A 25,887-nucleotide genomic window follows, 5' to 3' on the forward strand; every position below is an offset into this window, starting at 1 on the left:
ATGTTGGACACCAATCTCAAGACCCAGTTGAAAGCCTACCTGGAGAAGGTCACGCAGCCTTTCGAGATCGTCGCGTCCCTCGATGACGGCGAGAAATCCCAGGAAATGCTGAGCCTGCTGCAGGACATCGCCAGCCTCAGCGACAAGATCACCCTGAAGACCGACGGCGACGATGCGCGCAAGCCGTCGTTCGCGCTCAACCGCATCGGCGGCAACATCAGCCTGCGTTTCGCCGGCATCCCCATGGGCCACGAATTCACCTCGCTGGTCCTGGCGCTGCTGCAGGTCGGCGGCCACCCGTCGAAGACCGCGCCCGAGGTGATCGAGCAGATCAAGGCGCTCGACGGCGAGTACCACTTCGAAACCTACTTCTCGCTGTCCTGCCAGAACTGCCCGGACGTGGTCCAGGCGCTGAACCTGATGGCCGTGCTCAACCCCAACGTGCACCACGTCGCCATCGACGGCGCGCTGTTCCAGGACGAAGTCGAGCGCCGGCAGATCATGTCGGTGCCGAGCATCTACCTCAACGGCGAGCTGTTCACCCAGGGCCGCATGAGCGAGGAAGAAATCCTCGCCAAGCTCGACACCGGCTCCAGCGCCCGCGATGCCGAGAAGCTCAAGGCCAAGGACGCCTTCGACGTGCTGGTGGTCGGCGGTGGTCCGGCCGGTGCGTCGGCGGCCATCTACGCCGCGCGCAAGGGCATCCGCACCGGCGTCGCGGCCGAGCGCTTCGGCGGCCAGGTGCTCGACACCATGGCCATCGAGAACTTCATCTCGGTGAAGGAAACCGAAGGCCCGAAACTGGCCCGCGCCCTGGAAGAGCACGTGCGTGAGTACGATGTCGACATCATGAACCTGCAGCGCGCCAGCAAACTGATCCCGGCGGGCGAAGACGGCCTGCATCGCGTGCAGTTCGAGAACGGCGGCGAGCTCAAGGCCAGGACCCTGATCCTCGCTACCGGCGCGCGCTGGCGCGAAATGAACGTACCGGGCGAGCAGGAATACCGCGGCCGTGGCGTCGCCTACTGCCCGCACTGCGACGGCCCGCTGTTCAAGGGCAAGCGCGTGGCGGTGATCGGTGGCGGCAACTCCGGCGTGGAAGCGGCCATCGACCTGGCCGGCATCGTCGCCCACGTCACCCTGCTGGAATTCGGCGAGCAACTGCGGGCCGACGCCGTGCTGCAGCGCAAGCTGCAGAGCCTGCCCAACGTCACCGTGCTGAAGATGGCGCAGACCATCGAGGTCAAGGGCGATGGGCAGAAGGTCACCGGCCTCACCTACAAGGATCGCGCCAGCGATGCCGTGCACGACGTCGAACTGGAAGGCATCTTCGTGCAGATCGGCCTGTTGCCCAACAGTGACTGGCTCAAGGGCAGCGTGGAACTGAGCCGCTTCGGCGAGATCATCGTCGACGCCAAGGGCCAGACCACTGTTCCCGGCGTGTTCGCCGCGGGCGACGTGACCACGGTGCCGTACAAGCAGATCGTGATCGCCGTGGGCGAAGGGGCCAAGGCCTCGCTGAGCGCCTTCGACCACCTGATCCGCACGTCAGCGCCGGCCTGACGCAGGGCGCGGGTGCGGAAAACCAAAGGGAGCGGATGCGAGTCCGCTCCCTTTTTTTCGTGCGCCTCGGCGGCACCGTAGGATGGGGCGGGCAGAGCCCATGCGGTGTGAGCAGCGGTGCGCGGAGCGCACCCTAAGCAAAAAACGGCGCCATGCGGAAGATTCTCAGTGCGGGACGCCGGCTCCCGTTCGGCGGGTTGCAACCCGCCCTACGGTCCGCACGAACTCCTGTAGGAGCTTGTATCCCGATGCTTTGTAGGGTGCGCTTCGCGCACCGCCGGCTCATGCGCAGGCAGCGGTGGGTGGAACGCACCCTATGACGCCAGTCCAGAAGCTCACTCCGGCTTGCCGAGCACGCAGCAATTGCGTCCGGCGTTCTTCGCCTGGTAGAGGGCCTGGTCGGCGCGCTGCAGCAGGCGCTCGTAGTCCGGATGGCCATCATGCACGGCCATGCCGATGCTCACGGTCACGCTCAGCTCGTTGCCCCGCGGCAGGCGGAAGCGTTCCCTGGCGATGCGCTCGCGCAGCTTCTCCGCGGCGCGCAGGGCCTTGTCGGCATCGATGTCCACCAGCACCAGAAGAAATTCCTCGCCGCCGAGCCGGAACGCATAGTCGCCGCCACGGGTGTTGGCGGCGAGCAGCGTGGCGACTTGCTGCAGGATCAGATCGCCGCCGTCGTGGCCGTAACTGTCGTTGATCTTCTTGAAATGGTCGACGTCGATGATCAGTACGCCGAAGGTGTTGCCGGACTGGCGGCTGTAGAGCACTTCCTTGGCCATCACCACCGGCAGGAACTTGCGGTTGAGCAGGCGCGTCAGCACGTCGCGCCCGGCCTCGAGGTCGTTGGCTTGCTCGAACAGGCTGTCGAGGAGGAACTTGATCGAGCGGGTTTGCTCGCGGATCTGGTGCAGCACCGGCAGGTGGCCGCTGGTGCCGGGCACCTGCGTGGCGAGGCTGCTCAGGCCGCGGTCGATCTGCTCGATGTAGTCGAGAATGCTCGCGCTTTCCGGCGAACCCTGGAAGGCATGCGAGGCCTTGTGGCGGAACCAGAGGCCGAACTCCGAGCTGGCCAATTGCGGCAGCATGCCGCTGGTGTTGCCGATGGCCAGGTCGAACATCAACTGGTTCTCCCAGTCCAGCAGTGCGGCGCGCTGGCGCTCCTTCTCCGCGCCGATGTTCTGCGACACCGAGAATAGCCGGTAGGCCTCCTCGGCGCGCGAATTGCGGTCATGGGACTGGGAAAAGGCGAAGCAGATGATCTCCACCGCCAGGTCGATGATGTCCGCGCCCATTCGCGCCGCCTTGCGCCGCACTGGTTCGTCCAGACCGCGTTGCTCCAGCAGCTCGCGCAGGCGTCCCTTGAGCGAGCGCGCTCCGCGCAGCACCAGGCTGACCGGGATCTCGATGCGGGCATGGATCTCGCCGATCCTGCGCTGCAGGTCGATGACGGCATCCAGGTCGCTCTGGGTCGTGGCGGAAAAGACCGTCAGGATCCAGTTCTGCATGGACTGGCCGAGGCGGTTCTTCACCTGCTCGTGGGAGAGGAAACTCGCCGAATGCGGGTCGGCCAGCATCTGTTCATAGAAATAGCGCGACAGTTCCGCGCTGTGTTCTTCGGCAACGGCATGCAGTGCCGTGGCGGCTTCGGCGGGGAAGCCTTCCAGCAGGCGAAGCCACTCGGCGACCAACTGATGGTTGGGGATCTGCTGCATACGGGCCTCGTGTGGTGGGTCAGATTTCCATGCTCCGCCGTGGAAAGGATCAGGCGGCCGGGTGGCCCTGGGCTTCGAGCTGCCGCACCTGTGCGTTCACCCAGTCTTCGGCGCGCTGGTTGAGTTCGGCGATGGCGCGTGGCCCTTCGCTCTCGGCGAGCATGGGGGGGCCGATGACCACCTGGATGGTGCCGGGACGCTTGCCCCAGCCGGCCTTGGGCCAGAACATGCCCGCATTGTGCGCAATCGGCAATACCGGCAAGCTGGCGTTGACCGCCAGCGCCGCGCCGCTGCGCGAGAACTTGCCGGGCTGCCCGACCGGCACGCGCGTGCCTTCCGGGAAGATCAGCACCCAGGCGCCCTGCTCCAGCCGCTCGTGGCCCTGCTTGGCGACCTGGCGCAGCGCTGCCTTGGGATTGTCGCGATCGATGGCGATGGGCTTGAGCAGCATGATCGCCCAGCCGAAGAACGGCACCCGCAGCAACTCGCGCTTGAGCACCTGGGTCAGGGGCTCGAAGTAGGCCGAGAGGAAGAAGGTTTCCCAGGTGCTCTGGTGCTTGGCCAGGATCACGCAGGGACGCGCCGGGACATTCTCCGCGCCGTGAACCTCGTAGCGCAGGCCGATCAGTGCCTTGGCCAGCCAGACGGCGCAGCGGCACCAGTTCTGCACCACGAAGCGATAGCGCGTGCGAAACGCCATGAACGGTGCACAGACCAGGCTGACCAGGCACCAGGCGAACGCGGTGAAGGCCAGCAGGAAATAGAACAGGACGATGCGCAGGGGTAGCAGCAGGCTCATCGAGACGTCTCGAGTAGATGGTTGGCAACGGCAGCGAGGTCGTCGAAGACCTGCGTACCCGGCGGCAAGGTCCCTTCCAGGGTGCGCAACCCCTTGCCGGTCCTGACCAGGTAGGGCACGCCACCGAGCAGCAGGCCGGCATGCAGGTCGCGATGACTGTCGCCGACCACCGGCACCCCCTTGAGATCCGCCAGGCCGAAATGCTCGGCGATGGTGCGGAACAGTCCAGCTTTGGGCTTGCGGCATTCGCAGCCATCGTCCGGGCCGTGCGGGCAGTGCACGATCAGGTCGATACGCCCGCCCTGCTCCATCGCCAGTTGCTGCATCTTGAAATGCATGTCGCCGAGGGTGCTCAGATCGAACTTGCCGCGTGCGACACCGGACTGGTTGGTGGCCACCGCCACCGTCCAGCCGGCCTTGCACAGGCGGGCGATGGCTTCCAGCGAGCCGGGAATGGGGATCCACTCCTCCGGCGACTTCACGTACTCGTCGGAGTCCTCGTTGATCACGCCATCGCGGTCCAGCACGATCAGCTTCACGGGCTTAGCCAAGTGCGGAAATATCGGCAACGCCAAGGAACAGTCCTCTCAGCCGGGCCAGCAGGGCGTAGCGGTTGGCGCGTACCGAAGCATCTTCGGCATTCACCAGCACCGCTTCGAAGAAGGCATCCACCGGGCCACGCAGGTGCGCCAGGCGTTCCAGCGCTTCGCGATACTGGCGCGCCGCGGCCAGCGGTTGTACCGCCTGTTCGGCTTGCTGGATCGCCGAGTACAGCGAGAACTCGGTGGCATTGTCGAACCAGCGCGGCTCGACCGCTTCCGGCAGCTTCGCGTCGAACTTGCTGAGCAGGTTGGAGACGCGCTTGTTGGCGGCGGCCAGGGCCTCGGCTTCCGGCAGTGTGCGGAACGCCTGCACCGCCTGCACGCGCTGGTCGAAGTCCAGCGCCGAAGCGGGCTGCACGGCACGCACCGAGAGGTAGGCGGCGACGTCGACGCCTTCGTCTTCATAACGGGCGCGCAGGCGATCGAAGATGAACTCCAGGATGGTCGAGGCAAGAGCCTCAAGGTTTGTTTGTACAGTTTGGCCGCGCGGCGCGTTCTTCGCCGAAGCCATAACCCATTCCATCTCCAGACTCATCTGGCTTTGGTAGGTTTGGATGGCGAAGTTCACCGCCTCGACCAGGTCCAGGTCCAGCCGCTTCTCGATGAGGATGCGCAGCACGCCGAGTGCGGCACGGCGCAGGGCGTAGGGGTCCTTGCTGCCGGTGGGCAGCATGCCGATGCCGAAGATGCCGACCAGGGTGTCGAGCTTGTCCGCCACCGCCACGGCCGCACCGGTGAGGGTACTCGGCAGCTCGCCGCCGGCGCCGCGCGGCATGTACTGCTCGTTCAGCGCCAGCGCCACATCCTCTGGCTCGCCATCGTTGAGCGCGTAGTAGTAGCCGGCGATGCCCTGCATTTCCGGGAACTCGCCAACCATCTCGGTGGCCAGGTCGCACTTGCACAGCAGGCCGGCGCGCGCGGCGCGCTGCGCGTCGCCACCGGTGCGTTCGGCGATCAGCCCGGCCAGGCGCGACACCCGTTCGGCCTTGTCGAATACGGTGCCGAGCTGGGCCTGGAAGACCACGTTCTTCAGGCGCTCGTTGAAGCTGTCGAGCTTCTGCTTCTTGTCCTGCTTGAAGAAGAACTCGGCGTCGGTCAGGCGCGGGCGCACCACCTTCTCGTTGCCGGCGACGATCTGTGCCGGGTCCTTGGACTCGATGTTGGCCACGGTGATGAAGCGCGGCAGCAGCTTGCCGTTGGCATCCAGCAGGCAGAAGTACTTCTGGTTGTCCTGCATGGTGGTGATCAGTGCTTCCTGCGGCACCTCGAGGAAGCGTTCCTCGAAGGAGCAGACCAGCGGCACCGGCCACTCGACCAGCGCGGTCACCTCATCGAGCAGCGCCGGCGGCACGATGGCCGTGCCGTTCTGCTCGCTGGCCAGCTGCTCGACGCGCCGGGCGATCAGCTCGCGGCGCTCGGCGAAGTCGGCGATCACATAAGCGCTGCGCAGATCCTCCAGGTAGCTGGAGGGCTTGGAAATGCGCACCTGGCCCGGGCTGTGGAAACGGTGGCCGCGGGATTCGCGACCGGCACGCTGGGCGAGGATCTCGCAGTCGATCACCTGCTCACCGAAGAGCATCACCAGCCACTGGGTCGGACGCACGAACTCTTCCTTGCGCGCGGCCCAGCGCATGCGCTTGGGGATCGGCAGGTCGTTCAGCGAGGCCTCGACGATGCCCGGCAGCAACTGGGCGGCGGGCTGGCCTTCGATGGTACGGCTGAACTTCAGTTTCGGGCCGCTGCGATCGATCTCGGCCAGATCCACCCCACACTTGCGGGCGAAGCCCAGGGCGGCCTGGGTCGGCTCGCCTTCGGCGTCGAAGGCGGCCTGTATCGGCGGGCCGTCGAGGTTGATGCTGCGATCGGGCTGCTGGGTCGCCAGCTGCTCGACCAGCACCGCCAGGCGGCGCGGCGCGGCGTAGGCCTGCGCCTTGGCGAAGCCCAGGCCGGCATCCTTCAGGCCCTTCTCGATACCGGCGCAGAAGGCTTCGGCCAGTTTGCCCAGCGCCTTGGGTGGCAGCTCTTCGGTACCCAGTTCGACGAGGAAATCCAGTGCACTCATTCTGCAGCCTCCAGCTTGGCCAGCACTTCGTCACGCAGTTCGGGGGTGGCCATCGGGAAACCGAGGCGGGCGCGGGCCAGCAGGTAGCTCTGGGCGATCGAGCGCGCCAGGCTGCGCACGCGCAGGATGTACTGCTGGCGCGCGGTGACCGAGATGGCGCGGCGGGCATCGAGCAGGTTGAAGGTGTGCGAGGCCTTGACCACCATTTCGTAGGCCGGCAGCGGCAGCTCGGCGGCCATCAGGCGGTTGGCTTCGCTCTCGTAGAAATCGAAGAGTTCGAACAGCTTCGGCACGTTGGCGTGCTCGAAGTTGTAGGTCGACTGCTCCACCTCGTTCTGGTGGAACACGTCGCCGTAGGTCACGGTGCCGAACGGGCCGTCGGCCCAGATCAGGTCGTACACCGAGTCGACGCCCTGCAGGTACATGGCCAGGCGCTCGAGACCGTAGGTGATCTCGCCGGTGACCGGGTAGCACTCGACGCCGCCGACCTGCTGGAAGTAGGTGAACTGGGTGACTTCCATGCCGTTGAGCCAGACTTCCCAACCCAGACCCCAGGCGCCGAGGGTCGGCGATTCCCAGTTGTCCTCGACGAAGCGCACGTCGTGCACCGAGGTGTCGACGCCGATGCGGCGCAGCGACTCCAGGTACAGATCCTGGATGTTGTCCGGGTTGGGCTTGAGGACCACCTGGAACTGGTAGTAATGCTGCAGGCGGTTGGGGTTCTCGCCATAGCGGCCATCGGCCGGGCGGCGCGAGGGCTGGACGTAGGCGGCGTTCCAGGTCTCCGGACCGATGGCGCGCAGGAAGGTGGCGGTGTGGAAGGTACCGGCGCCCATTTCCATGTCATAGGGCTGCAGGACCACGCAGCCCTGCTCGGCCCAGTAGCTTTGCAGGGCGAGGATCAGGTCTTGGAAGGTGCGCACGGCAGGCGTAGTCTGGCTCAAAATTTCACCTGTGCTGGGCTTCGACAGAAAGCCTCGAAGTATACCCCCCGCACGGCTGCGGTTGCGATGCTTTCGGGCCCGCGGCGCCGCGGCGGACGGCACGCAAGAGCGAGGATGGATATGCCACGTTGTACCTGGTGCGGCACGGATCCGCTGTACGTCGACTACCACGATCGCGAATGGGGCGTGCCGGCCCGCGATCCGCAGGTGCTGTTCGAATTTCTCCTGCTCGAAGCCTTCCAGGCCGGGCTGTCGTGGATCACCGTACTGCGCAAGCGCGAGCGTTACCGCCAGGTGCTGTTCGGCTTCGATGCCGAGCGTCTGGCGCGCCTCTCCGACGAGGAGATCGAGACGCTGATGCGGGACCCCGGCATCATCCGTAACCGCCTCAAGCTCAAGGCCGCGCGGCAGAACGCCCAGGCCTGGCTGCGCCTGGACGATCCGGTGGGTTTTCTCTGGTCCTTCGTCGACGGCGCACCGAAGATCAATCGCTTCGAGCGCATCGACCAGGTGCCGGCGGTCAGCCCGGAGGCCGAAGCCATGAGCCGCGCGTTGAAGAAGGCCGGCTTCAGCTTCGTCGGGCCGACGATCTGCTATGCCTTCATGCAGGCCACGGGGATGGTGATGGACCACACCATCGACTGCGACCGCCATGCGCAACTGAACGCCCCATGACCACCATCACCACGCAGGAGCAGTTGCGGGCGCTCTACGGCGAAAGCCACGAGCGCTCGCGACGCAAGGAACTGCCCCGGCTGATCGAGCCCTACCGCCAGTTGATCGCCGCCTCGCCCTACGTCGTGCTGGCCAGTGCCGGGCCGGACGGTTTGGATTGTTCGCCGCGCGGCGATGCGCCGGGCTTCGTGCAAATCCTCGACGACCGCACCCTGCTGCTGCCGGACCGTCCCGGCAACAACCGCATCGACAGCCTGCGCAACATCGTCCACGACCCGCGCGTGGCGTTGCTGTTCCTCATCCCCGGCGTCGGCGAGAGCCTGCGGGTCAACGGCCGCGCACAGATTTCCATCGATCCGGCGCTGCTGGAACTGGGGCGCGCCCAAGACAAGCTGCCGCGCAGCGTGCTACGCATCGATATCGAGAGCTGCTACTTCCAGTGCTCCAAGGCGGTCGTGCGTGCGCGGCTGTGGGATGCCGGGCAGCAGGTCGAGCGCGCCCGCCTGCCGAGTGCCGGGGATATCTTCGCCTGCATTTTCGACGAGGGGTTCGATGTCGAAGCCTACGAACGCGACATGCAGCACAGGCTGCGGACGAGCCTTTACTGACTGCACCGGGCGTGGTCGCTACACTTGGCGCTTTTCCGAGTGGTTGGAGTCTGTCGTGGAAAAACTCAAGGGCGCCCTGGTCGTCGGCTTCCTGCGCCTGTTCGCCCTGTTGCCCTGGCGCGCGGTGCAGGCGCTGGGCAACGCCATCGGCTGGCTGATGTGGAAGTTGCCGAACCGCTCGCGCGATGTGGCGCGGATCAACCTGCACAAGTGTTTCCCCGAACTGGACGCCACGGAACTGGATGCCCTGCTCGGCCGCACCCTGGGCGAAACCGGCAAGACCTTCACCGAGAGCGCCTGTGCCTGGATCTGGCCGGCGGACAAGACCCTGCGGCTGATCCGCCAGGTCGAGGGCCTGGAGGTGCTGGAGCAGGCGCTGGCCTCCGGCAAGGGCGTGGTCGGCATCACCAGCCACCTGGGCAACTGGGAGGTGCTCAATCATTTCTACTGTGCGCAATGCAAACCGGTCATCTTCTATCGTCCGCCCAAGCTGAAAGCGGTGGACGATCTGTTGCAGCAGCAACGCGTGCAACTGGGCAACCGCGTCGCCCCGTCGACCCGCGAAGGCATCCTCAGCGTCATCAAGGAAGTGCGCCGCGGCGGTGCGGTGGGCATTCCCGCCGATCCCGAGCCCAGCGAAGGCAGCGGCCTGTTCGTGCCCTTCTTCGCCATCCAGGCGCTGACCAGCAAATTCGTCCCCGGCATGCTCGCCGGTGGCAAGGCGGTCGGCGTGTTCCTCCATGCGCTGCGCCTGGAGGATGGCTCGGGCTTCAAGGTGATTCTCGAGGCGGCGCCCGAGGGCATGTATAGCGAGGACACCGAAACCGCCGTGGCGGCGATGAGCGCGACGATCGAGAAATACGTGCGCGCCTACCCCAGCCAGTACATGTGGACCATGAAGCGCTTCAAGAAACGGCCGCCGGGCGAGAAGCGCTGGTACTGACCGATACTCAGCACAAGGACGAGCGCATGCGCAATCAGCGACGGCACCCACGGACCAGCATGAAATGCCGGATCCGGATCACCCACCCTTCCTTCGGCGAAGTCTACGCCCATACCAGCGACCTCTCCGACGGCGGCGTGTATGTCCGGCATCCGCAACTGGTAATGCTGCAGCCGGGTGCGGTGGTCACTGGCCAGGTGCAGGATCTGCCGATCCCGGCACCGGAGCTGCGGATGGTGGTCATGCGGGTGGATGGCGAAGGCGCCGGCCTGCAGTTCCTTCGCGAGGAGTGATTGCCGCCGGGCCGTTTCGGTGCGCGGCCGGTCTCAGTCCGGTGTGAGCCGATCGAGCCGGCGCAGGAACACGTTCATTTCCTTTTCCGCCTGCCTGTCGCCATGGGTGATGGCCGCGGCGATACCGCGCTCCCAGGCCTGATGGGCGCCCTGCTTGTCGCCGTCGGCCTGCAGCGCCTTGCCCAGCAGTTTCCAGGCGGCCGTATACTTCGGATCGAGTTCGACGCAGCGGCGCAGGTGCGGCACCGCCCTGCCCGGCTCGCCGGCATCCAGATAGCCCTTGCCCAGGCCGAAGCGCAGCATCGGGTTGTCCATGCCTTGCGCGAGCATCTTTTCCAGGGATTCGAGCATGTCGTGCTCCATCGGCGGCCCCCCGGGCCATTGGCTCCAAGTTAAGCAGAGCCGGGTGGAGTTGCCGTTAGCCTTTAGCCTAGGGGCTGTTGCCGTTTCATCGCGAACCGCGAAACGTCAACGCCCCCTAGCTGGCCTCGTTGACCGCGCTGAGAAACTCGCGGGTGCGGTCCTCGCGCGGCTGGTTGAACAGCTCGTCCGGAGTGCCCTGCTCGTGGATGCGGCCCTGATGGAAGAAGCACACGCGGTCGGCGAACTCGCGGGCGAAGCCCATCTGGTGGGTGACCATCAGCATGGTCAGGTTGTGCGCCTCGCCGAGACGGCGGATCACGTTCAGCACCTCGCCGCACAGCTCCGGGTCGAGTGCCGAGGTGACTTCGTCGAACAGCATCACCTTCGGCCGCATGGCCAGCGCCCGGGCGATGGCGACCCGCTGCTGCTGGCCACCGGACAGCTGTGCGGGAAAATGCTCCAGCTTGTCCTCCAGGCCGACCATCGCCAGCAGTTCCTCGGCGCGTTCGCGGGCCTCGCTCTTGGCCAGTCCGAGCACCTGCACCGGCGCCTCCATGACGTTCTGCCGTACCGACATGTGCGGGAACAGGTTGAAGCTCTGGAACACCATGCCGACGTTGCCGCGCACCCGCCGCAGATGGCGGGTATTGGCACGCACCAGCCGGCCGCTGGCATCGGGCATGTGCGTCAGCGGCTCGCCGTCGACCTCGATCACACCTTCGTCGATTTCCTCCAGGGTCATCAGCGCCCGCAGCAGGGTGGACTTGCCCGAGCCGCTGGGGCCGATGATCGCCACCTTCTCGCCCTCCTGCACGTCGAGATCGAGGCCGTCGAGCACGGTCAGCTCGCCGTAGCGCTTGGTCACGCCGGCGAAGCGCACCATGGGCTGCTCCGGCTGCTCCGGCTGCTCCGGGCCGAGGGTGGGGCTCAGGGTTCCGTCGGGTTGTACGGGCGTGTTCATCGGGCGGGCTCCATACGGTTTTCCAGGCGGCGCACGCACCAGGCGAGGCCGAGGCTGAGAATGAGGAAGAACAGGCCGACCAGGGTGATCGGCTCCAGGTAGCGGAAGCTCTCCGAGCCGATGTTCTTGGCCCGCTGCATGATTTCCACCACGGTGATCGCCGAGAGCACCGGCGTGTCCTTGAGGATCGAGATCAGGTAATTGCCCAGCGCCGGCAGCACCGGGCGCAGCGCCTGCGGCAGGATCACGTCGCGGTAGGCGGTCCAGGGCCGCATGTTCAGCGCCGTGACCGCCTCCCATTGTGCGCGCGGCACCGCGTCCAGCCCGGCACGGTAGACCTCGGCGGTATAGCAGGCGTAATGCAGGGCGATGCCGATGATCCCGGCCTGCAACGCCGAAAGCTGCAGCCCATAGTTGGGCAACACATAGAAGAGGAAATACACCTGGATCAGCAGCGGCGTGCTGCGGATGAATTCGATCAGCCCGGTGATCGGCCAGGACAGCCAGCGCTGCCGGCTGCGCCGGCCGATGGCGAGGAACAGGCCGAGCACCACGGCGATGGCGAAACCGGCCAGGGCGATGCCGAGTGTGGCCAGCGAGGCGTCGAGCAGGCGCGGCAGGATTTCCAGGGCGAACGGCCAGTCGAAGAAGTTCATGACAGCCCTCCGCGCATCCGGCCGCGTGCCAGGTGGCGTTCCAGCCGGCGCATGGCGAAGTTGATCGCCTGGGCGAGGACGAAGTAGATGACCAGCGCCAGGCCGAAGATTTCCAGCGTCATCAGCGTCGCCTGATCCAGCTGGCGGGCGCGGAAGGCCAGGTCCGAGAGGGTGATCAGCGACACCAGCGAGGTGTTCTTCAGCAGCTCGATCAGCAGGTTGGTGCCTGGCGGGATCGCCGCCAGCAGCGCCTGCGGCAGGATGATCCGGCGCAGGCGGGTGGCCGGCGTCATGTTCAGTGCCTGGCAGGCCTCGTGCTGGCCCTGGTGTACCGAGCGGATGGCGCCGCGCAGCACCTCGGCGCCATAGGCGCCGATGTTCAGCCCGAGACCGACCACCGCGACGGCGAAGGCGCTCATCTCGATATTGAACGGCGGCATCGGCAGCACGAAGTACAGCCAGAACAGCTGTACCAGCAGCGAGGAGCCGCGGAAGACTTCGATGTAGACGATCGCCAGCCAGCGCAGCGGCGCGAGTGGCGACAGCCTCGCCAGTGCGCCGATCAGCGCGCAGGCGATGGCCAGCAGGGAGCCGAAGAAGGTCACCTTGACGGTCACCCAGGCGCCCTGCAGCAGGAGGGGAAGCAGTTCAGTCATGTTGGCGCTATCCGGTTGCCGGAGCGCTGACCGAGGCTGCGCAAGCGCACGGCACAGCCTTGGTCAGCGTTCACTGCCGGGTCGACCGGCCGGCAGCGCCGACGGGCCGCCCGGGATGCTTCAGGAGCCGCAGAGCTCGGCTGCGGTCTTGTCGGTCAGGTTCGAGCGGTCGAAGCCGAACGGTTCGACCGTCTTCAGGTGCTCGTCGCTGCCCAGCCACTGCTTGAGCTCGGCATTGACCGCATCGCGCAGCGCCCGGTCCTCGGGGCGGAACGCCAGCGCGCCATAGCCGGCACGGGCGGGGTCGTCCTTGAAGTCGGCGATGGCCTCGACGTCGTTGCCGGCCTTCGCGGCCAGGCCGCGCATGGTCAGTTGGGTGCCGATGGCGGCATCGGCGCGCCCGCTGCGCACCGCCTGCAGCTGCGAGGTGGTGTCCGGGACCTGGACGATCTGCGAATCCTGGATGCCGGCCTGGCGGGCATAGCCCAGGTTCACCGTGCCGGACATGATCGCCAGCTTGACGTCCGGGTTGCCGGCGATGTCTTCGTAGCTGCGCAGCTTCTTCGGGTTGCCCTCGGCCACCAGCAGGGTGTCGAGCAGGCGGTAGTGCGGGTCGGTGAACAGCACCTGCTTGCAGCGCTCGGGGGTGATGTACATGCCGGCGGCGATCAGGTCGAAGCGCCCGGCGCGCAGGCCGGGAATCAGCGAACCCCATTCGGTGAGCACCGGCTTGATGGTGTCGATCTGCAGGCGCTCGAAGACCTTGCGCACGATCTCCGGCGATTCGCCGGTCACCGTGCCGTCGAGCGCGGTGTAGGCAAAGGGGGTTTCGTTGGCGTAGCCGATGCGCACGCTGCTGCTGTCCTTGATGGTTTCCAGGGTATCGGCCTGGGTCAGGCTGGCGAAGGTGATGCTGGCCAGGGTGGTGCAAGCGATCAGCAGCCGGTGAGCGCGTGTCGGGATGGGGGTGTTCCTCATGGGGGAAATTCTCCTGTTCCTTGTAGAGACCCGAGGAATCGGATCGATGTGTTTTAGGAGGGTGTCTGGTGCATCGGTTTCAATGACCTGAAGCGGCAGGGTGCCGGAAAAATCGAGCGGCCATAGTCTGGTTCAATCGATCGCGTCCCGGTTGCTCATGCGACCGGGTCATGGGAGGGTACAAAAGCTGGGCGGGAAATGGAAATCGGAAGGGATTTGAGTCGATTGGAGACGATCGGATGGAAGTCTGCCGAACTCTTGAGAGAGAGGTGGCGGCAGGGCTTCGCCGGGGTACAGGATCGAACGATTGAAAAACAGAATGATCGGCCATGCCCACCCTACGGGCAACGCATACGTGGCCTTAGAAAAACGTCAGGCCGGCCTGGAACAGCCGCTCGACATCGCGGATGTGCTTCTTGTCGACGAGGAAGAGAATCACGTGGTCGCCGGATTCGATCACCGTGTCGTCATGGGCGATGAGCACCTGATCGGCGCGGATCACCGCGCCGATGGTACTGCCCGGCGGTAGCGCGATCTGCTCGATGGCGCGCCCGACCACCTTGCTCGAGCGCGAATCGCCGTGGGCGATCACCTCGATGGCCTCGGCTGCGCCGCGGCGCAGCGAGTGCGCGCTGACGATGTCGCCGCGGCGTACGTGGGTCAGCAGGGTGCCGATGGTGGCCAGCTGCGGACTGATGGCGATGTCGATCTCGCCACCCTGGACCAGGTCGACGTAGGCCGGGTTGTTGATGATGCACATCACCTTGCGCGCGCCCAGGCGCTTGGCCAGCAGCGACGACATGATGTTGGCCTCGTCGTCGTTGGTCAGGGCGAGGAACACGTCCGCCTCGTTGATGTTCTCTTCGACCAGCAGGTCGCGATCCGAGGCGCTGCCCTGCAGGATGATGGTGTTGTCGAGCGTATCCGAGAGGTAGCGGCAGCGCGCCGGGTTCATCTCGATGATCTTGACCTGGTAGCGGCTTTCGATGGCCTCGGCCAGGCGCTCGCCGATGTGCCCGCCGCCGGCGATGACGATGCGCTTGTAGTTCTCGTCGAGGCGGCGCATCTCGCTCATCACGGCGCGGATGTGGCCGCGGGCGGCGATGAAGAACACCTCGTCATCGGCCTCGATCACCGTGTCGCCCTGCGGCAGGATCGCATGGTTGCGGCGGAAGATCGCCGCCACGCGGGTATCGACGTTGGGCATGTGGCGGCGGATCTGGCGCAGCTCCTGGCCCACCAGCGGCCCACCGTAGTAGGCGCGCACGGCCACCAGCTGGGCCTTGCCCTCGGCGAAGTCGATCACCTGCAGCGAGCCGGGATGCTGGATCAGGCGCTTGATGTAGTTGGTGACCACCTGCTCCGGGCTGATCAGCACGTCCACCGGAATCGCCTCGTTGGCGAACAGGCCGGAGCGCACCAGGTAGGCCGACTCGCGCACCCGGGCGATCTTGGTCGGGGTGTGGAACAGGGTATAGGCCACCTGGCAGGCGACCATGTTGGTCTCATCGCTGTTGGTCACCGCCACCAGCATGTCGGCGTCGTCCGCGCCGGCCTGGCGCAACACGGTCGGAAAGGAGCCGCGGCCCTGGACGGTACGGATATCCAGGCGATCGCCGAGGTCGCGCAGGCGGTCGCCATCGGTATCCACCACGGTGATGTCGTTGGCCTCGCTGGCCAGGTGCTCGGCGAGCGTGCCGCCGACCTGGCCGGCACCGAGAATGATGATCTTCACGAGCGACCCTCTTGGCTGCGCGGTGCGGCAGCGATCTTGATCAGCTTGGCGTAGTAGAACCCGTCATGCCCGTCGACCCGTGGCAGTAGCTGGCGTCCATGCGTCTGGGGCACGCCGAAACTGCCGCCGAGGTCCAGTTCGCGGGCACCCGGGGTGCGTTCGAGAAAGGCGCCGATCACTTCGCGATTCTCGGTCGGCAACACCGAGCAGGTGGCGTACAGCAGCACACCGCCGACTTCCAGGGTCGGCCACAGGGCATCGAGCATCTCGCCCTGCAGCGCGGCCAATGGCGGAATATCCTCGGCCTGGCGGGTCAACTTGATGTCCGGGTGCCGACGGATCACGCCAGTGGCCGAACAGGGCGCATCGAGCAGGATGCGCTGGAACGGCTTGCCGTCCCACCAGTTGGCCGTCGCGCGGGCATCGGCGGCCAGCAGCTCGGCGTCGAGCTGCAGCCGCTCGAGATTTTCCCGGACCCGCGCCAGACGCTTGGGTTCCAGATCGAGGGCGATCAGCTCGGCCAGCTGCGGCTCGCGCTCGAGCAGGTGGCAGGTTTTGCCGCCCGGCGCACAGCAGGCGTCGAGCACGCGCTGGCCCGGCGCCAGATCCAGCAGCGCGGCGGCCAGCTGGGCGGCCTCGTCCTGCACGCTGAGGCGTCCTTCGGCGAAGCCGGGCAATTGCTGAACGTCGCAGGGCGCGGCCAGGCGGATGCCGTCCTCGCTGAATACGCAGGGATAGGCCTCGATGCCGGCCGCCTGCAGTTCGGCCAGATAGGCGTCACGGCTGAGCTGGCGGCGATTGACCCGCAGCAGCATCGGCGGGTGGGCGTTGTTCGCTGCACAGATGGCTTCCCAGTGTTCGGGCCAATGGGCCTTGAGCGCTTTCTGCAGCCAGCGCGGATGCGCCACGCGGATCACCGGATCGTGTTCGAGTTCGACCAGCAGCGCCTCGCCTTCGCGCTGGGCGCGACGCAGTACGGCGTTGAGCAGGCCCTTGGCCCAGGGCTTCTTCAGCTTGTCGACGCAACCGACGGTCTCGCCGATGGCGGCATGGGCCGGAATGCGGGTATGCAACAGCTGGTAAAGGCCGACCAGCAGCAATGCCTCGACATCACGATCGGCGGCCTTGAACGGCTTCTGCAGCAGCCTGGCCGCCAGGCCGGCCAGGCGCGGCTGCCAGCGTGCGGTGCCGAAGGCGAGCTCCTGGGTCAGGCCGCGATCACGCGCATCGACCTTGCCCAGCACTTCGGGCAGGCTGCTGCCCAGCGACGCCTTGCCCGACAGCACGACGCTCAGCGCACGGGCCGCCGCCAGGCGCGGATTCATTGACCGAGTACCCGGCCGGGCGCGAACTGCTCGCGGCGACTGTTGTACAGATCGGCGAAGTTCAGCGGCTTGCCGCCGGGCAGTTGCAGGCGGGTCAGCAGCAGCGCGCCCTCGCCGCAGGCGACGGTCAGCCCGTCTTTGCTGGCGGCGAGGATCAGGCCGGGCTCGCCCTGCCCTTGGCCGAGACGCGCGCCATGGATCTTCAGCGCCTCGCCGGCGAGCGTGCTGTGGCAGATCGGCCAGGGATGGAAGGCGCGGATCAGCCGTTCCAGTTCGACGGCCGGGCGCGTCCAGTCGATGCGCGCCTCGTCCTTGTTCAGCTTGTGCGCGTAGGTGGCGCGGCTGTCGTCCTGCGCTTGCGGCACCAGCGTGCCGGCGGCCAGGGCGGCGACGGCCTGCACCAGCGCCTGCGAGCCGAGCTCGGCGAGACGGTCATGCAGCGTACCGCCGGTGTCGCTGGCGCCGATCGGCGTGGCGACTTCGAGCAGCATGGGGCCGGTGTCCAGCCCCGCTTCCATCTGCATCACGGTGACGCCGGATTCGGCGTCGCCGGCCTCGAGCGCGCGCTGGATCGGTGCGGCACCGCGCCAGCGAGGCAGCAGCGAGGCATGACTGTTGATGCAGCCCAGGCGCGGCAGGTCGAGTACCGCCTGCGGCAGGATCAGGCCATAGGCGACCACCACCATCAGGTCGGCCTGCAGCGCCGCCAGTTCCGCCTGCGCCGCCGGATCGCGCAGGGTCTGCGGCTGGAATACGGCAATGCCGTGCTGCACGGCGAGCTGCTTGACCGGGCTGGGCATCAGTTTCTGCCCGCGGCCGGCGGGGCGGTCGGGCTGGGTGTAGACGGCGACGATCGACTGGCCCGCATCGAGCAGGGCCTGCAGGTGCCGGGCGGCGAATTCCGGGGTGCCGGCGAAAACGATGCGCAATGGCTGGGTCATGATAGCTCGCTAAGAAAAAGGCTTGCCGTGGCAAGCCTTCGAGGTTTCGGGCATCAAGCCTGCTGGCGGTGGATCTTTTCCAGCTTCTTCTTGATCCGGTCGCGCTTGAGATTGGACAGATAATCGACGAACAGTTTGCCGTTGAGGTGATCGCACTCATGCTGGATGCACACCGCCAGCAGCCCTTCGGCGATCAGCTCGTAGGGCTGACCGTCGCGGTCCAGCGCCTTGACCCTGACCTTCTGCGGACGGTCGACATTCTCATAGAAGCCGGGCACCGACAGGCAACCCTCCTGATACTGGTCCATTTCGTCGGTCAGTGGCTCGAACTCGGGGTTGATGAAGACCCGCGGCTCGGATTTGTCCTCGGACAGGTCCATCACCACAACGCGCTTGTGCACATTGACCTGGGTCGCCGCCAGGCCGATGCCCGGGGCGTCGTACATGGTCTCGAACATGTCGTCGATCAGCTGGCGGATGCCGTCATCGACCACGTCCACCGGTTTGGCGATGGTGCGCAGCCGCGGATCGGGAAATTCAAGGATGTTCAGAATGGCCATATGCGTTTGTGATGCACTTATGGAATAAAGTCAAAAGCCGCTGCTAAGATGCCGAGCAGCATGGAAAACGGCTTAATGCCGCGTTCCACAAGGGTTTCGCGGCGCTAGGGCGCTTTACGTGAAGGCACATAATAAAGGGATTCACCACATGAGGAAATCACTACTCGCCCTGCTGCTGGTGGCCGTCGGCGGCATCGCCCAGGCTGCGGTGCAGCTCAAGGACAACCACCCGGAGCGCTATACCGTGGTGAAGGGCGACACCCTCTGGGGCATTTCCGGACGCTTCCTGCGCGAACCCTGGAAATGGCCGGAACTGTGGCATGCCAACCCGCAGATCGAGAATCCTCACCTGATCTACCCTGGCGATACCCTGAGCCTCGTCTACGTCGACGGCCAGCCGCGGCTGGTGCTCGACCGCGGTACTTCGCGCGGCACCATCAAACTGTCGCCGACCGTGCGCACCACACCGATGGTCGAAGCCATCCCGACCATCCCGCTGGAGGCGATCAACAGCTTCCTGCTGAGCAACCGCATCATCGACACCGCCGAGCAGTTCCAGGCCGCGCCCTATATCGTCGCCGGCAATGCCGAGCGGGTGATCAGCGGCGCCGGCGACCGTATCTACGGCCGCGGCGACTTCAGCGCGCAGATCCCGGCTTACGGCATCTTCCGCCAGGGCAAGACCTACGTCGATCCGGTCAGTGGCGAATTCCTCGGCATCAACGCCGATGACGTCGGCAACGTGGAAATCTCCGACGTCGAAGGCGACATCGCCACCATGCAGCTGACTCGCACCACCCAGGAAGCGCGCATCGGCGATCGGCTGTTCCCCAGCGAGGAGCGTGCGGTCAACTCCACCTTCATGCCCAGCGCACCGGCTACCGAGGTCGAGGGGGTGATCCTCGACGTGCCGCGTGGCGTCACCCAGATCGGCCAGTTCGACGTGGTCACGCTCAACAAGGGTGCCCGCGACGGCCTGCAGGCCGGCAACGTGCTGGCGGTGTACAAGACCGGCGAAACCGTGCGCGACCGCGTGACCGGCGAGAACGTGAAGATTCCGGACGAGCGCTCCGGGCTGCTGATGGTGTTCCGCAGCTACGACAAGCTCAGCTACGGCCTGGTGCTGCAGGCCACCCGCTCGCTGGCGGTGAAGGACAAGGTTCGCAACCCGTAAGGAAGCCCGCCGATGCGGTAATGCTTTCAGATAAGCACAGACTGCTGTAGGAGCGCGCCATGCGCGCGAATCGCGGGCACGGCCCGCTCCTACATTCGCCTCCTGCATCCAGTGTCTGGATCGGGTGTCAGTGTTGAGTGAACAGCATTGCGCTGATGCGGGCCTGTTTCGTTCCAGCCCGATAAAACCCAATAAAAAAGCACCGCACGGATGCGGTGCGACGAGACAAGGAGCGCTCGCCCATGCCCGCCATTTCCCCCGCCGAACTCGAAGCCCGGCTGCGCCTGCACCTGCTGCCCGAGCTCGGGCCGCGGCGCCTCGGCAAACTGCTCAGCGCCTTTCCCGATGCCGCGTCCGCGCTCAGTGCGCCGGCCAGCGCCTGGCGTTCGCTGGGGCTGCCGGCCAGCTGTGCCGAGCCGCGGCGCAGCGCCGAGATCCGTGAGCGGGCCGGCGCCGCCCTCCTCTGGCTGGAGCAGCCCGGGCACCATCTGCTGAGCTGGGACGATCCGGCCTACCCCGCATTGCTGGCAGAACTGCCGGATGCCCCGCCGCTGCTGTTCATTGCCGGCGATCCGGGCCTGCTCGAGCGGCCGCAGTTGGCGATGGTCGGCAGCCGCCGCGCCTCGCGCAATGGTCTGGACAATGCACGGGCCTTCGCCCGCAGCCTGGGCGGGGCCGGTTTCGTCATCACCAGCGGCCTGGCACTGGGCATCGACGGTGCGGCTCACCAGGGCGCTCTGGATGCTGGCGGCAGGACCGTGGCAGTGCTGGGTACCGGGCTCGAACGGCTGTATCCACAGCGCCATGTACGGCTGGCCCGGCAGATCATCGAACAGGGCGGTGCGCTGGTCTCTGAATTGCCGCTGGACTGTGCGCCGCAGGCGAGCAACTTTCCGCGGCGCAACCGCATCATCAGCGGCTTGTCGCTCGGCGTGCTGGTGGTCGAGGCGAGCCTCTCCAGCGGCTCGCTGATCACCGCGCGGCTGGCCGCCGAGCAGGGCCGCGAGGTCTACGCGATTCCCGGCTCGATCCATCACCCCGGCGCACGCGGTTGTCATCAACTGATCCGCCAGGGTGCGGCGCTGGTGGAATCGGTGCAGGACGTGCTCGAGGCGCTGCGTGGCTGGCAGCGGCTGGCGCCGCATCCGGCGGCCGCAGCGCCGGATGCGGAGAACGAGCATCCGCTGCTGCGCGAGCTGTTGGCCGCGTCGCTGAGCAGCGAAGCGCTGGCCCTGGCGCTCGATCAGCCATTGGCGCAGGTGCTGGCCGAACTCACCGAGCTGGAAATCGACGGGCGGGTCATCTGCGACAACGGCCTCTGGTCGGCCCGGACACTGCGTTGATGCAGTGCCGTAGGTTGGGTTGAGCGAAGCGAAGCCCAACACGGAGCCCGGCTCATAACCACTGCGTGAGTCGGGCTTCGTCGCCGTGCTCCTCAACCCAACCTACGCGAGCCATTCAACCCCTGCGCGTGGTGGGCGGCTTGGGTACACTGCTGCCCTTTATCGAGCAGAGGTCGCCATGATCGGCAGTTGGCGTGTGCAACAGGTCGCCCGGGTGGTCCGGGCCGGTGGTGTGATTGCCTATCCGACCGAAGCGGTCTGGGGGCTGGGCTGCGATCCCTGGGAGGAAGAGGCGGTGCTGCGCCTGCTGGCGCTGAAGGAACGGCCGGTGGAAAAAGGGCTGATTCTGGTCGCGGACCGCATCGAGCAGTTCGACTTCCTGCTGGACGATCTGCCCGAACGCTGGCTCGATCGTCTGGCCAGCAGCTGGCCGGGGCCGAACACCTGGCTGGTGCCCCATCGTGATCGCTTGCCCGAGTGGATCAGCGGACGTCACGACAGTGTCGCCCTGCGGGTCACCGATCATCCGCTGGTCGCTCGCCTCTGTGCATTGACCGGCCCGCTGGTGTCCACCTCGGCCAACCCCGCCGGGCGCCCCGCGGCGCGTTCGCGGCTGCGCGTGGAGCAGTATTTTCCGCAGCAGCTGGACGCCGTGTTCAACGGCCCGCTGGGCGGGCGACGCAATCCCAGCACCATCCGCGATCTGCGCAGCGGCGAGATTATCCGGCCGGCTTGAGCGGCCGGCGAAACGCCAAGGAGCTTGGCACAGGATCGAAGCCTGAAGCCTACGGCACCAGGATGGTGGAGCCGGTGGTTTCGCGCCCGGCCAGTTTGCGCTGGGCCTCGGCGGCTTCGCCAAGCGAATAGCGCTGGCCGATCTCGACCTGGATTCTGCCGCTGGCGATCATCTCGAACAGTTCGTCCGCCATGGCCTGCAGGCGTTCCGGGGTATCGGCATAGCCGGCGAGGACCGGCCGCGTGACGAACAGCGAGCCCTTCTGTGCCAGCACGCCGAGGTTCACTCCGCTGACGGCACCGGACGCATTGCCGAAGCTCACCAGCAGGCCGCGTGGCGCGACGCAGTCCAGCGAGACCTCCCAGGTGTCCTTGCCCACCGAGTCATAGACCACCGGGCATTTCCTGCCGTCGGTCAGCTCCAGTACCCGCTGCACCACGTCCTCGCGGCTGCGGTCAATGGTGGCCCAGGCGCCGAGCGCCTTGGCCCGCTCGGCCTTTTCCGGCGAGCCGACCACGCCGATCAGGCGGGCGCCGAGGGCCTTGGCCCATTGGCAGGCGATGGAACCGACACCACCGGCGGCGGCATGGAAGAGAACGGTTTCGCCAGCCTGCAGCGGATGGATCTGGCGCAACAGGTACTGAGTGGTCAGGCCCTTGAGCATCACCGCGGCGGCCTGCTCGAAGCCGATCGACTCCGGCAACTTGACCAGATGCCGTGCCGGCAGGGTGTGGTGCTCGCCGTAGGCGCCCAGCGGGCCGGTGGCATAGGCGACCCGGTCGCCCGGCTGAAAGGCGCTGACGCCCTCGCCTACCGCCTCGATCACCCCGGCACCCTCCATCCCCAGCCCGGAGGGCAGGCTCGGCGGCGCATAGAGGCCGCTGCGGAAATAGGTGTCGATGAAGTTCAGGCCGACAGCATGGTTGCGCACGCGTACCTCGCCGGCGCCCGGCTCGCGGAGGGGAGCCTCGACCAGCTCCAGAACTTCGGGGCCACCGTGCTGACTGAATTGGATGCGCTGGGACATGACGGACTCCTGATTGTTCGGGAAAGTGGTCTATCCAACCTGTCGCAGCCGCGTTCGTCAATCGGGCAAGTGTTATGCTTGCCGGTCCTACCCCTCCTTCAAGCACTGCCCTGCCTGGTTCTCCGCAGGGTCTGCGGTTTTTCGCAAGGTGATTTCGTGAACGACAGGACCGAAGCCGTCAAAGCCTATCTGCTCGATCTGCAGGACCGCATCTGTGCGGCCCTGGAAGCCGAGGACAGCAGCACCCGTTTCGTCGAGGATGCCTGGACGCGACCGGGTGGCGGCGGTGGCAGGACCCGCGTGATCGAGAACGGCGCGCTGATCGAAAAGGGCGGGGTCAATTTCTCCCATGTCCACGGTGCCGGCCTGCCCCCTTCGGCCAGCGCACATCGCCCGGAACTGGCCGGGCGCGGCTTCCAGGCCCTGGGCGTATCGCTGGTGATCCATCCGGAGAACCCGCACGTGCCGACCTCCCACGCCAACGTGCGCTTCTTCATCGCCGAGAAGGACGGCGAAGAGCCGGTCTGGTGGTTCGGCGGCGGCTTCGACCTGACGCCCTACTACGGCGTCGAGGAAGACTGCGTGCACTGGCACCGGGTCGCGCGTGACGCCTGCGCGCCGTTCGGCGCGCAGGTCTATCCGCGCTACAAGCAATGGTGCGACCGCTATTTCTACCTCAAGCACCGCAACGAGCCGCGCGGGGTCGGCGGGCTGTTCTTCGACGACCTCAACCAATGGGACTTCGACACCTGCTTCGCCTTCATGCGCGCGGTGGGCGATGCCTACCTCGAGGCCTACCTGCCGATCGTGCAGCAGCGCAAGGGTACGCCGTACGGCGAACGTGAACGCGAGTTCCAGGCCCTGCGCCGCGGCCGCTACGTCGAATACAACCTGGTCTACGACCGCGGCACCCTGTTCGGCCTGCAGTCCGGCGGGCGCACCGAATCCATCCTGATGTCGCTGCCGCCGCTGGTGCGCTGGGGCTACGACAAGCATCCGCAGCCGGGCACGCCGGAAGCGCGCCTGACCGAATACTTCCTGCAGGAACGCGATTGGCTGAAAGAGCAGCCATAAGCCCCAAGCCCCAAGCTGCAAGCCACAAGCCAAGCCGTCGTGCTTGCAGCTTGAGGCTTGCAGCTTGCAACTCGAGGATTCCCATGGACCGCTACGGCGTTTTCGGCAACCCCATCGGCCACAGCAAGTCGCCGCAGATTCACGCCATGTTCGCCGCGCAGACCGGCCAGGCGCTGAGCTACGAACCGTTGCTGGCACCGCTGGACGATTTTCCGGCCTTCGCCCGCGCGTTCTTCCGCGACGGTCTGGGCGCCAATGTCACCGTGCCGTTCAAGGAACAGGCCTGCCGGCTGGCCGACCTGCTCAGCGAGCGTGCCCGCCGTGCCGGTGCGGTGAATACCCTGAAGAAGCTCGATGATGGCCGTCTGCTGGGCGACAACACCGATGGCGCCGGGCTGGTCGGCGATCTGCTGAATGCCGGCGTGCCGCTGGCCGGCCGGCGCATCCTGCTGCTGGGTGCCGGCGGCGCCGTGCGCGGGGTGCTCGAACCATTACTGGCGCACAAGCCCGCCACGCTGATCATCGCCAACCGCACGCCGAGCAAGGCCGAGCAACTGGTGCACGAATTCGCCGGCCTCGGCCCGCTGGCGGCCAGCGCTTTCGAGCAGCTCGGCGAGCCGGTGGACCTGATCGTCAACGGCACCTCGGCCAGCCTCGGCGGCGAATTGCCGCCGCTGCCCGCCGGCCTGATCGTTCCGGGGCGGACCTTCTGCTACGACATGATGTACGCCGCGGCGCCCACGCCCTTCTGCCAGTGGGCCGCGGCCCTCGGCGCCGAGACCCGTGACGGTCTCGGCATGCTGGTGGAGCAGGCGGCGGAGGCCTTCGAACTCTGGCGCGGGGTGCGCCCGGATACGGCGCCGGTACTCGCCGCACTGCGCCGTCAGTTGAACGCCGGCTGAGCCGCTCAGTCGCGAAAGCGGATGCGCTGGTGGATGTGCCGGGGCTGCTCCAGCTCGTCGACGATGCCGGCGGCTATGCGTTGCAGCAGTCGGTATGGATTGTCGTCGCCGCTGTCGGCTGCCGCGGCCAGTGCCTCGATCGTCAGCAGGTCACCCGAGGATGGCGTATCCACCAGCGTCCAGCGCAGCGGATAGGCCGCCAGCCGCTGCAGCGCCGCCTCGACCTCGGGCTGCTGCTCGATGGCCGGGAAATCGGCGATCAACAGCAGATGGCTCACCCCTACCCGCTCCAGCCCTAGCAGCAAGGCTTCCACCGCCTGGTAGAAGTCGCGCCGGGACTCGCCGGTCAGCGCATCGGTGCTCGGCAGCCGCGGCGCGTTGAACAGGCAGATCACCGCGTCCATGCCCGCCACACTCTCGCTGACACTCAGTGGATCGAAGAGATCGCCCGGCTTGGTCCGCAGGCCCGGCCGGGCGGTCATCGAATTGAGCTCATCGAGCAGCGCCACGGCCTCGTGCTGGCGGCTGAGCAGCTCCACCAGCAGCGCACTGCCGAGATCCGAATGCGCGCCGTAGAGGGCGAACTTCAGCCGTGGCGTCTCGGCGTTGAGCATGGTGCGACGCCGCTCAGCGGCGGGTGATCAGATAGCCGATCAGCGCGCAGGCGCCAGCGGCCAGCGCCACCGTGCCCCAGGGATGCTCGCGGGCGCAGTCCCGGGCCAGGCGGCTGGCTTCGCGGGTGCGCTGGGACAGGTCGGCATAGTGCTTGTCCCAGTGCTGATCGTGCCAGAGCGATTCGGCGCGCGAACGCAGGGCGCCCAGGTGTTGGCGCGAATCCTGTGCGGCATCGTGGCGGAGCTCGTCCAGCGCGCGCATCAGGTTGTCGATCTCGTGCTGGACTTCTTCTCGGGTGGTGGGCTTGTGGCTGAAACGGGACATGGCGGGAGCTCCCCTCGGTAAGTGTGAGCGTTAGACCGCGACATCGCCCAGAGGTGCGCCGCCGTCCCGGTCCGGCCCAGTCCAGCATCCGTGCAACACCTCGAAGACGCCGCCGGTGGCGACGGCCATCAGCAGCGCACGGCCTCATCCTGCGAGCGAAACGGCGGCGCAAACCGTTGTTTACCTATATCCCGGCTTTTGTCAGCGGGCTTTATCCTTGGCTCTGTCCGAGTTGGCTGTTGCGGATAGACGTATCCCTGTAGGAGAGGGCGGGGACGCCGAGTCCATGCCCGCGAATATTCCAGCGCGCAAAGCT

General features: G+C 66.6%; 27 protein-coding genes. 10 read left to right on the forward strand and 17 right to left on the reverse strand.

Annotated features, from left to right (window positions below):
- Complete coding sequence (ahpF, locus tag IN820_RS05520) at positions 1–1,563, forward strand: alkyl hydroperoxide reductase subunit F (RefSeq protein ID WP_193679040.1); 1,563 nt, start codon at positions 1–3, stop codon at positions 1,561–1,563.
- Positions 1,564–1,898: 335 nt separating this feature from the next.
- Here ahpF and IN820_RS05525 read toward each other — a convergent pair whose 3' ends face one another.
- The 5 genes from IN820_RS05525 to glyQ are packed head-to-tail and all read right to left on the reverse strand — an operon-like array spanning position 1,899 to position 7,682.
- Entirely contained in the window at positions 1,899–3,275 is a 1,377-nt protein-coding gene (locus IN820_RS05525; protein ID WP_193680018.1) for a diguanylate cyclase, read from the reverse strand.
- A 49-nt stretch (positions 3,276–3,324) separates the two neighbouring features.
- Positions 3,325–4,074 (reverse strand): lysophospholipid acyltransferase family protein, encoded by a 750-nt coding sequence (locus tag IN820_RS05530; RefSeq protein WP_193680019.1) that lies wholly within the window; start codon positions 4,072–4,074, stop codon positions 3,325–3,327.
- Positions 4,071–4,613, reverse strand: coding sequence for a D-glycero-beta-D-manno-heptose 1,7-bisphosphate 7-phosphatase (gmhB, locus tag IN820_RS05535; RefSeq protein WP_103457558.1), 543 nt, complete (start codon positions 4,611–4,613; stop codon positions 4,071–4,073). The genes IN820_RS05530 and gmhB overlap by 4 nt, the downstream gene beginning before the upstream one ends.
- 4 nt (positions 4,614–4,617) lie before the next feature.
- A complete protein-coding gene (glyS, locus tag IN820_RS05540) occupies positions 4,618–6,738 on the reverse strand; it encodes a glycine--tRNA ligase subunit beta (protein WP_193680020.1) in 2,121 nt (706 codons plus the stop codon).
- On the reverse strand, positions 6,735–7,682 hold the full coding sequence (gene glyQ, locus IN820_RS05545; RefSeq protein ID WP_103457560.1) for a glycine--tRNA ligase subunit alpha: 948 nt from the start codon (positions 7,680–7,682) through the stop codon (positions 6,735–6,737). The genes glyS and glyQ overlap by 4 nt, the downstream gene beginning before the upstream one ends.
- Before the next feature lie 120 nt (positions 7,683–7,802).
- On the opposite strand from glyQ, the gene IN820_RS05550 reads away from it, so the two are divergent.
- The 4 genes from IN820_RS05550 to IN820_RS05565 are packed head-to-tail and all read left to right on the forward strand — an operon-like array spanning position 7,803 to position 10,201.
- Positions 7,803–8,357, forward strand: coding sequence for a DNA-3-methyladenine glycosylase I (locus tag IN820_RS05550; RefSeq protein WP_193680055.1), 555 nt, complete (start codon positions 7,803–7,805; stop codon positions 8,355–8,357).
- Complete coding sequence (locus tag IN820_RS05555) at positions 8,354–8,965, forward strand: pyridoxamine 5'-phosphate oxidase family protein (RefSeq protein ID WP_193680021.1); 612 nt, start codon at positions 8,354–8,356, stop codon at positions 8,963–8,965. The genes IN820_RS05550 and IN820_RS05555 overlap by 4 nt, the downstream gene beginning before the upstream one ends.
- Positions 8,966–9,020: 55 nt before the next feature.
- The gene (locus IN820_RS05560) at positions 9,021–9,908 is read left to right on the forward strand and encodes a lysophospholipid acyltransferase (RefSeq protein ID WP_193680022.1); all 888 of its coding nucleotides are present in this window, start codon (positions 9,021–9,023) and stop codon (positions 9,906–9,908) included.
- Positions 9,909–9,934: 26 nt separating this feature from the next.
- Positions 9,935–10,201: a PilZ domain-containing protein gene (locus tag IN820_RS05565; RefSeq protein WP_193680023.1), complete on the forward strand. Its 267-nt coding sequence runs from the start codon at positions 9,935–9,937 to the stop codon at positions 10,199–10,201.
- Positions 10,202–10,234: 33 nt separating this feature from the next.
- On the opposite strand, the gene IN820_RS05570 is transcribed toward IN820_RS05565, so the two are convergent.
- The 9 genes from IN820_RS05570 to def form a co-directional block, all read right to left on the reverse strand.
- A complete protein-coding gene (locus IN820_RS05570; protein ID WP_193680024.1) occupies positions 10,235–10,552 on the reverse strand; it encodes a tetratricopeptide repeat protein in 318 nt (105 codons plus the stop codon).
- Positions 10,553–10,679: 127 nt separating this feature from the next.
- Positions 10,680–11,525: an ectoine/hydroxyectoine ABC transporter ATP-binding protein EhuA gene (gene ehuA / locus IN820_RS05575; RefSeq protein ID WP_328822076.1), complete on the reverse strand. Its 846-nt coding sequence runs from the start codon at positions 11,523–11,525 to the stop codon at positions 10,680–10,682.
- Positions 11,522–12,181 (reverse strand): ectoine/hydroxyectoine ABC transporter permease subunit EhuD, encoded by a 660-nt coding sequence (ehuD, locus tag IN820_RS05580; RefSeq protein WP_193680025.1) that lies wholly within the window; start codon positions 12,179–12,181, stop codon positions 11,522–11,524. The genes ehuA and ehuD overlap by 4 nt, the downstream gene beginning before the upstream one ends.
- On the reverse strand, positions 12,178–12,837 hold the full coding sequence (ehuC, locus tag IN820_RS05585; RefSeq protein WP_193680026.1) for an ectoine/hydroxyectoine ABC transporter permease subunit EhuC: 660 nt from the start codon (positions 12,835–12,837) through the stop codon (positions 12,178–12,180). Before ehuC ends, ehuD begins: the two co-directional genes overlap by 4 nt.
- Positions 12,838–12,957: 120 nt before the next feature.
- On the reverse strand, positions 12,958–13,815 hold the full coding sequence (gene ehuB, locus IN820_RS05590; RefSeq protein ID WP_193680027.1) for an ectoine/hydroxyectoine ABC transporter substrate-binding protein EhuB: 858 nt from the start codon (positions 13,813–13,815) through the stop codon (positions 12,958–12,960).
- Between the two features lie 361 nt (positions 13,816–14,176).
- Complete coding sequence (gene trkA / locus IN820_RS05595) at positions 14,177–15,550, reverse strand: Trk system potassium transporter TrkA (protein WP_193680028.1); 1,374 nt, start codon at positions 15,548–15,550, stop codon at positions 14,177–14,179.
- Positions 15,547–16,875, reverse strand: a complete 1,329-nt coding sequence (rsmB, locus tag IN820_RS05600; RefSeq protein ID WP_193680029.1) for a 16S rRNA (cytosine(967)-C(5))-methyltransferase RsmB — start codon at positions 16,873–16,875, stop codon at positions 15,547–15,549. Before rsmB ends, trkA begins: the two co-directional genes overlap by 4 nt.
- Positions 16,872–17,816, reverse strand: coding sequence for a methionyl-tRNA formyltransferase (fmt, locus tag IN820_RS05605; RefSeq protein ID WP_193680030.1), 945 nt, complete (start codon positions 17,814–17,816; stop codon positions 16,872–16,874). Before fmt ends, rsmB begins: the two co-directional genes overlap by 4 nt.
- A gap of 53 nt (positions 17,817–17,869) precedes the next feature.
- Entirely contained in the window at positions 17,870–18,376 is a 507-nt protein-coding gene (gene def / locus IN820_RS05610) for a peptide deformylase (protein WP_193680031.1), read from the reverse strand.
- A 148-nt stretch (positions 18,377–18,524) separates the two neighbouring features.
- On the opposite strand from def, the gene IN820_RS05615 reads away from it, so the two are divergent.
- The 3 genes from IN820_RS05615 (at position 18,525) to IN820_RS05625 (ending at position 21,629) form a co-directional block, all read left to right on the forward strand.
- Positions 18,525–19,550 (forward strand): LysM peptidoglycan-binding domain-containing protein, encoded by a 1,026-nt coding sequence (locus IN820_RS05615; protein WP_193680032.1) that lies wholly within the window; start codon positions 18,525–18,527, stop codon positions 19,548–19,550.
- A gap of 242 nt (positions 19,551–19,792) precedes the next feature.
- Positions 19,793–20,893, forward strand: a complete 1,101-nt coding sequence (dprA, locus tag IN820_RS05620) for a DNA-processing protein DprA (RefSeq protein ID WP_193680033.1) — start codon at positions 19,793–19,795, stop codon at positions 20,891–20,893.
- 178 nt (positions 20,894–21,071) lie between these two features.
- On the forward strand, positions 21,072–21,629 hold the full coding sequence (locus IN820_RS05625) for an L-threonylcarbamoyladenylate synthase (protein ID WP_193680034.1): 558 nt from the start codon (positions 21,072–21,074) through the stop codon (positions 21,627–21,629).
- A gap of 49 nt (positions 21,630–21,678) precedes the next feature.
- On the opposite strand, the gene IN820_RS05630 is transcribed toward IN820_RS05625, so the two are convergent.
- On the reverse strand, positions 21,679–22,656 hold the full coding sequence (locus IN820_RS05630) for a quinone oxidoreductase family protein (RefSeq protein ID WP_193680035.1): 978 nt from the start codon (positions 22,654–22,656) through the stop codon (positions 21,679–21,681).
- A 156-nt stretch (positions 22,657–22,812) separates the two neighbouring features.
- Here IN820_RS05630 and hemF point away from each other — a divergent pair, with 156 nt between their 5' ends.
- The gene (gene hemF / locus IN820_RS05635; protein WP_193680036.1) at positions 22,813–23,730 is read left to right on the forward strand and encodes an oxygen-dependent coproporphyrinogen oxidase; all 918 of its coding nucleotides are present in this window, start codon (positions 22,813–22,815) and stop codon (positions 23,728–23,730) included.
- 83 nt (positions 23,731–23,813) lie between these two features.
- The gene (aroE, locus tag IN820_RS05640) at positions 23,814–24,632 is read left to right on the forward strand and encodes a shikimate dehydrogenase (protein WP_193680037.1); all 819 of its coding nucleotides are present in this window, start codon (positions 23,814–23,816) and stop codon (positions 24,630–24,632) included.
- A gap of 5 nt (positions 24,633–24,637) precedes the next feature.
- Here aroE and IN820_RS05645 read toward each other — a convergent pair whose 3' ends face one another.
- Positions 24,638–25,246: an NAD(P)-dependent oxidoreductase gene (locus IN820_RS05645; RefSeq protein WP_193680038.1), complete on the reverse strand. Its 609-nt coding sequence runs from the start codon at positions 25,244–25,246 to the stop codon at positions 24,638–24,640.
- 13 nt (positions 25,247–25,259) lie between these two features.
- Entirely contained in the window at positions 25,260–25,571 is a 312-nt protein-coding gene (locus IN820_RS05650) for a DUF883 family protein (RefSeq protein WP_193680039.1), read from the reverse strand.
- Between the last annotated feature and the right edge of the window lie 316 nt (positions 25,572–25,887).

The organism is Pseudomonas lopnurensis (genome assembly GCF_015070855.1).
In the GTDB taxonomy this organism is placed as follows: Bacteria; Pseudomonadota; Gammaproteobacteria; order Pseudomonadales; family Pseudomonadaceae; genus Stutzerimonas; species Stutzerimonas lopnurensis.

Excerpts from the sequence above, each read along its gene's own strand:
- IN820_RS05570 (WP_193680024.1), bottom strand. The coding sequence starts at position 10,552 with ATGCTCGAATCCCTGGAAAAGATGCTCGCGCAAGGCATGGACAACCCG.
- IN820_RS05645 (WP_193680038.1), bottom strand. The coding sequence starts at position 25,246 with ATGCTCAACGCCGAGACGCCACGGCTGAAGTTCGCCCTCTACGGCGCG.
- glyS (WP_193680020.1), bottom strand. The coding sequence starts at position 6,738 with ATGAGTGCACTGGATTTCCTCGTCGAACTGGGTACCGAAGAGCTGCCA.
- ahpF (WP_193679040.1), top strand. The coding sequence starts at position 1 with ATGTTGGACACCAATCTCAAGACCCAGTTGAAAGCCTACCTGGAGAAG.
- ehuA (WP_328822076.1), bottom strand. The coding sequence starts at position 11,525 with ATGAACACGCCCGTACAACCCGACGGAACCCTGAGCCCCACCCTCGGC.
- IN820_RS05615 (WP_193680032.1), top strand. The coding sequence starts at position 18,525 with ATGAGGAAATCACTACTCGCCCTGCTGCTGGTGGCCGTCGGCGGCATC.
- ehuC (WP_193680026.1), bottom strand. The coding sequence starts at position 12,837 with ATGACTGAACTGCTTCCCCTCCTGCTGCAGGGCGCCTGGGTGACCGTC.
- IN820_RS05525 (WP_193680018.1), bottom strand. The coding sequence starts at position 3,275 with ATGCAGCAGATCCCCAACCATCAGTTGGTCGCCGAGTGGCTTCGCCTG.
- IN820_RS05565 (WP_193680023.1), top strand. The coding sequence starts at position 9,935 with ATGCGCAATCAGCGACGGCACCCACGGACCAGCATGAAATGCCGGATC.
- IN820_RS05550 (WP_193680055.1), top strand. The coding sequence starts at position 7,803 with ATGCCACGTTGTACCTGGTGCGGCACGGATCCGCTGTACGTCGACTAC.
- rsmB (WP_193680029.1), bottom strand. The coding sequence starts at position 16,875 with ATGAATCCGCGCCTGGCGGCGGCCCGTGCGCTGAGCGTCGTGCTGTCG.
- def (WP_193680031.1), bottom strand. The coding sequence starts at position 18,376 with ATGGCCATTCTGAACATCCTTGAATTTCCCGATCCGCGGCTGCGCACC.
- IN820_RS05630 (WP_193680035.1), bottom strand. The coding sequence starts at position 22,656 with ATGTCCCAGCGCATCCAATTCAGTCAGCACGGTGGCCCCGAAGTTCTG.
- IN820_RS05530 (WP_193680019.1), bottom strand. The coding sequence starts at position 4,074 with ATGAGCCTGCTGCTACCCCTGCGCATCGTCCTGTTCTATTTCCTGCTG.
- fmt (WP_193680030.1), bottom strand. The coding sequence starts at position 17,816 with ATGACCCAGCCATTGCGCATCGTTTTCGCCGGCACCCCGGAATTCGCC.
- ehuB (WP_193680027.1), bottom strand. The coding sequence starts at position 13,815 with ATGAGGAACACCCCCATCCCGACACGCGCTCACCGGCTGCTGATCGCT.
- dprA (WP_193680033.1), top strand. The coding sequence starts at position 19,793 with ATGCCCGCCATTTCCCCCGCCGAACTCGAAGCCCGGCTGCGCCTGCAC.
- aroE (WP_193680037.1), top strand. The coding sequence starts at position 23,814 with ATGGACCGCTACGGCGTTTTCGGCAACCCCATCGGCCACAGCAAGTCG.
- ehuD (WP_193680025.1), bottom strand. The coding sequence starts at position 12,181 with ATGAACTTCTTCGACTGGCCGTTCGCCCTGGAAATCCTGCCGCGCCTG.
- IN820_RS05625 (WP_193680034.1), top strand. The coding sequence starts at position 21,072 with ATGATCGGCAGTTGGCGTGTGCAACAGGTCGCCCGGGTGGTCCGGGCC.
- IN820_RS05555 (WP_193680021.1), top strand. The coding sequence starts at position 8,354 with ATGACCACCATCACCACGCAGGAGCAGTTGCGGGCGCTCTACGGCGAA.
- IN820_RS05650 (WP_193680039.1), bottom strand. The coding sequence starts at position 25,571 with ATGTCCCGTTTCAGCCACAAGCCCACCACCCGAGAAGAAGTCCAGCAC.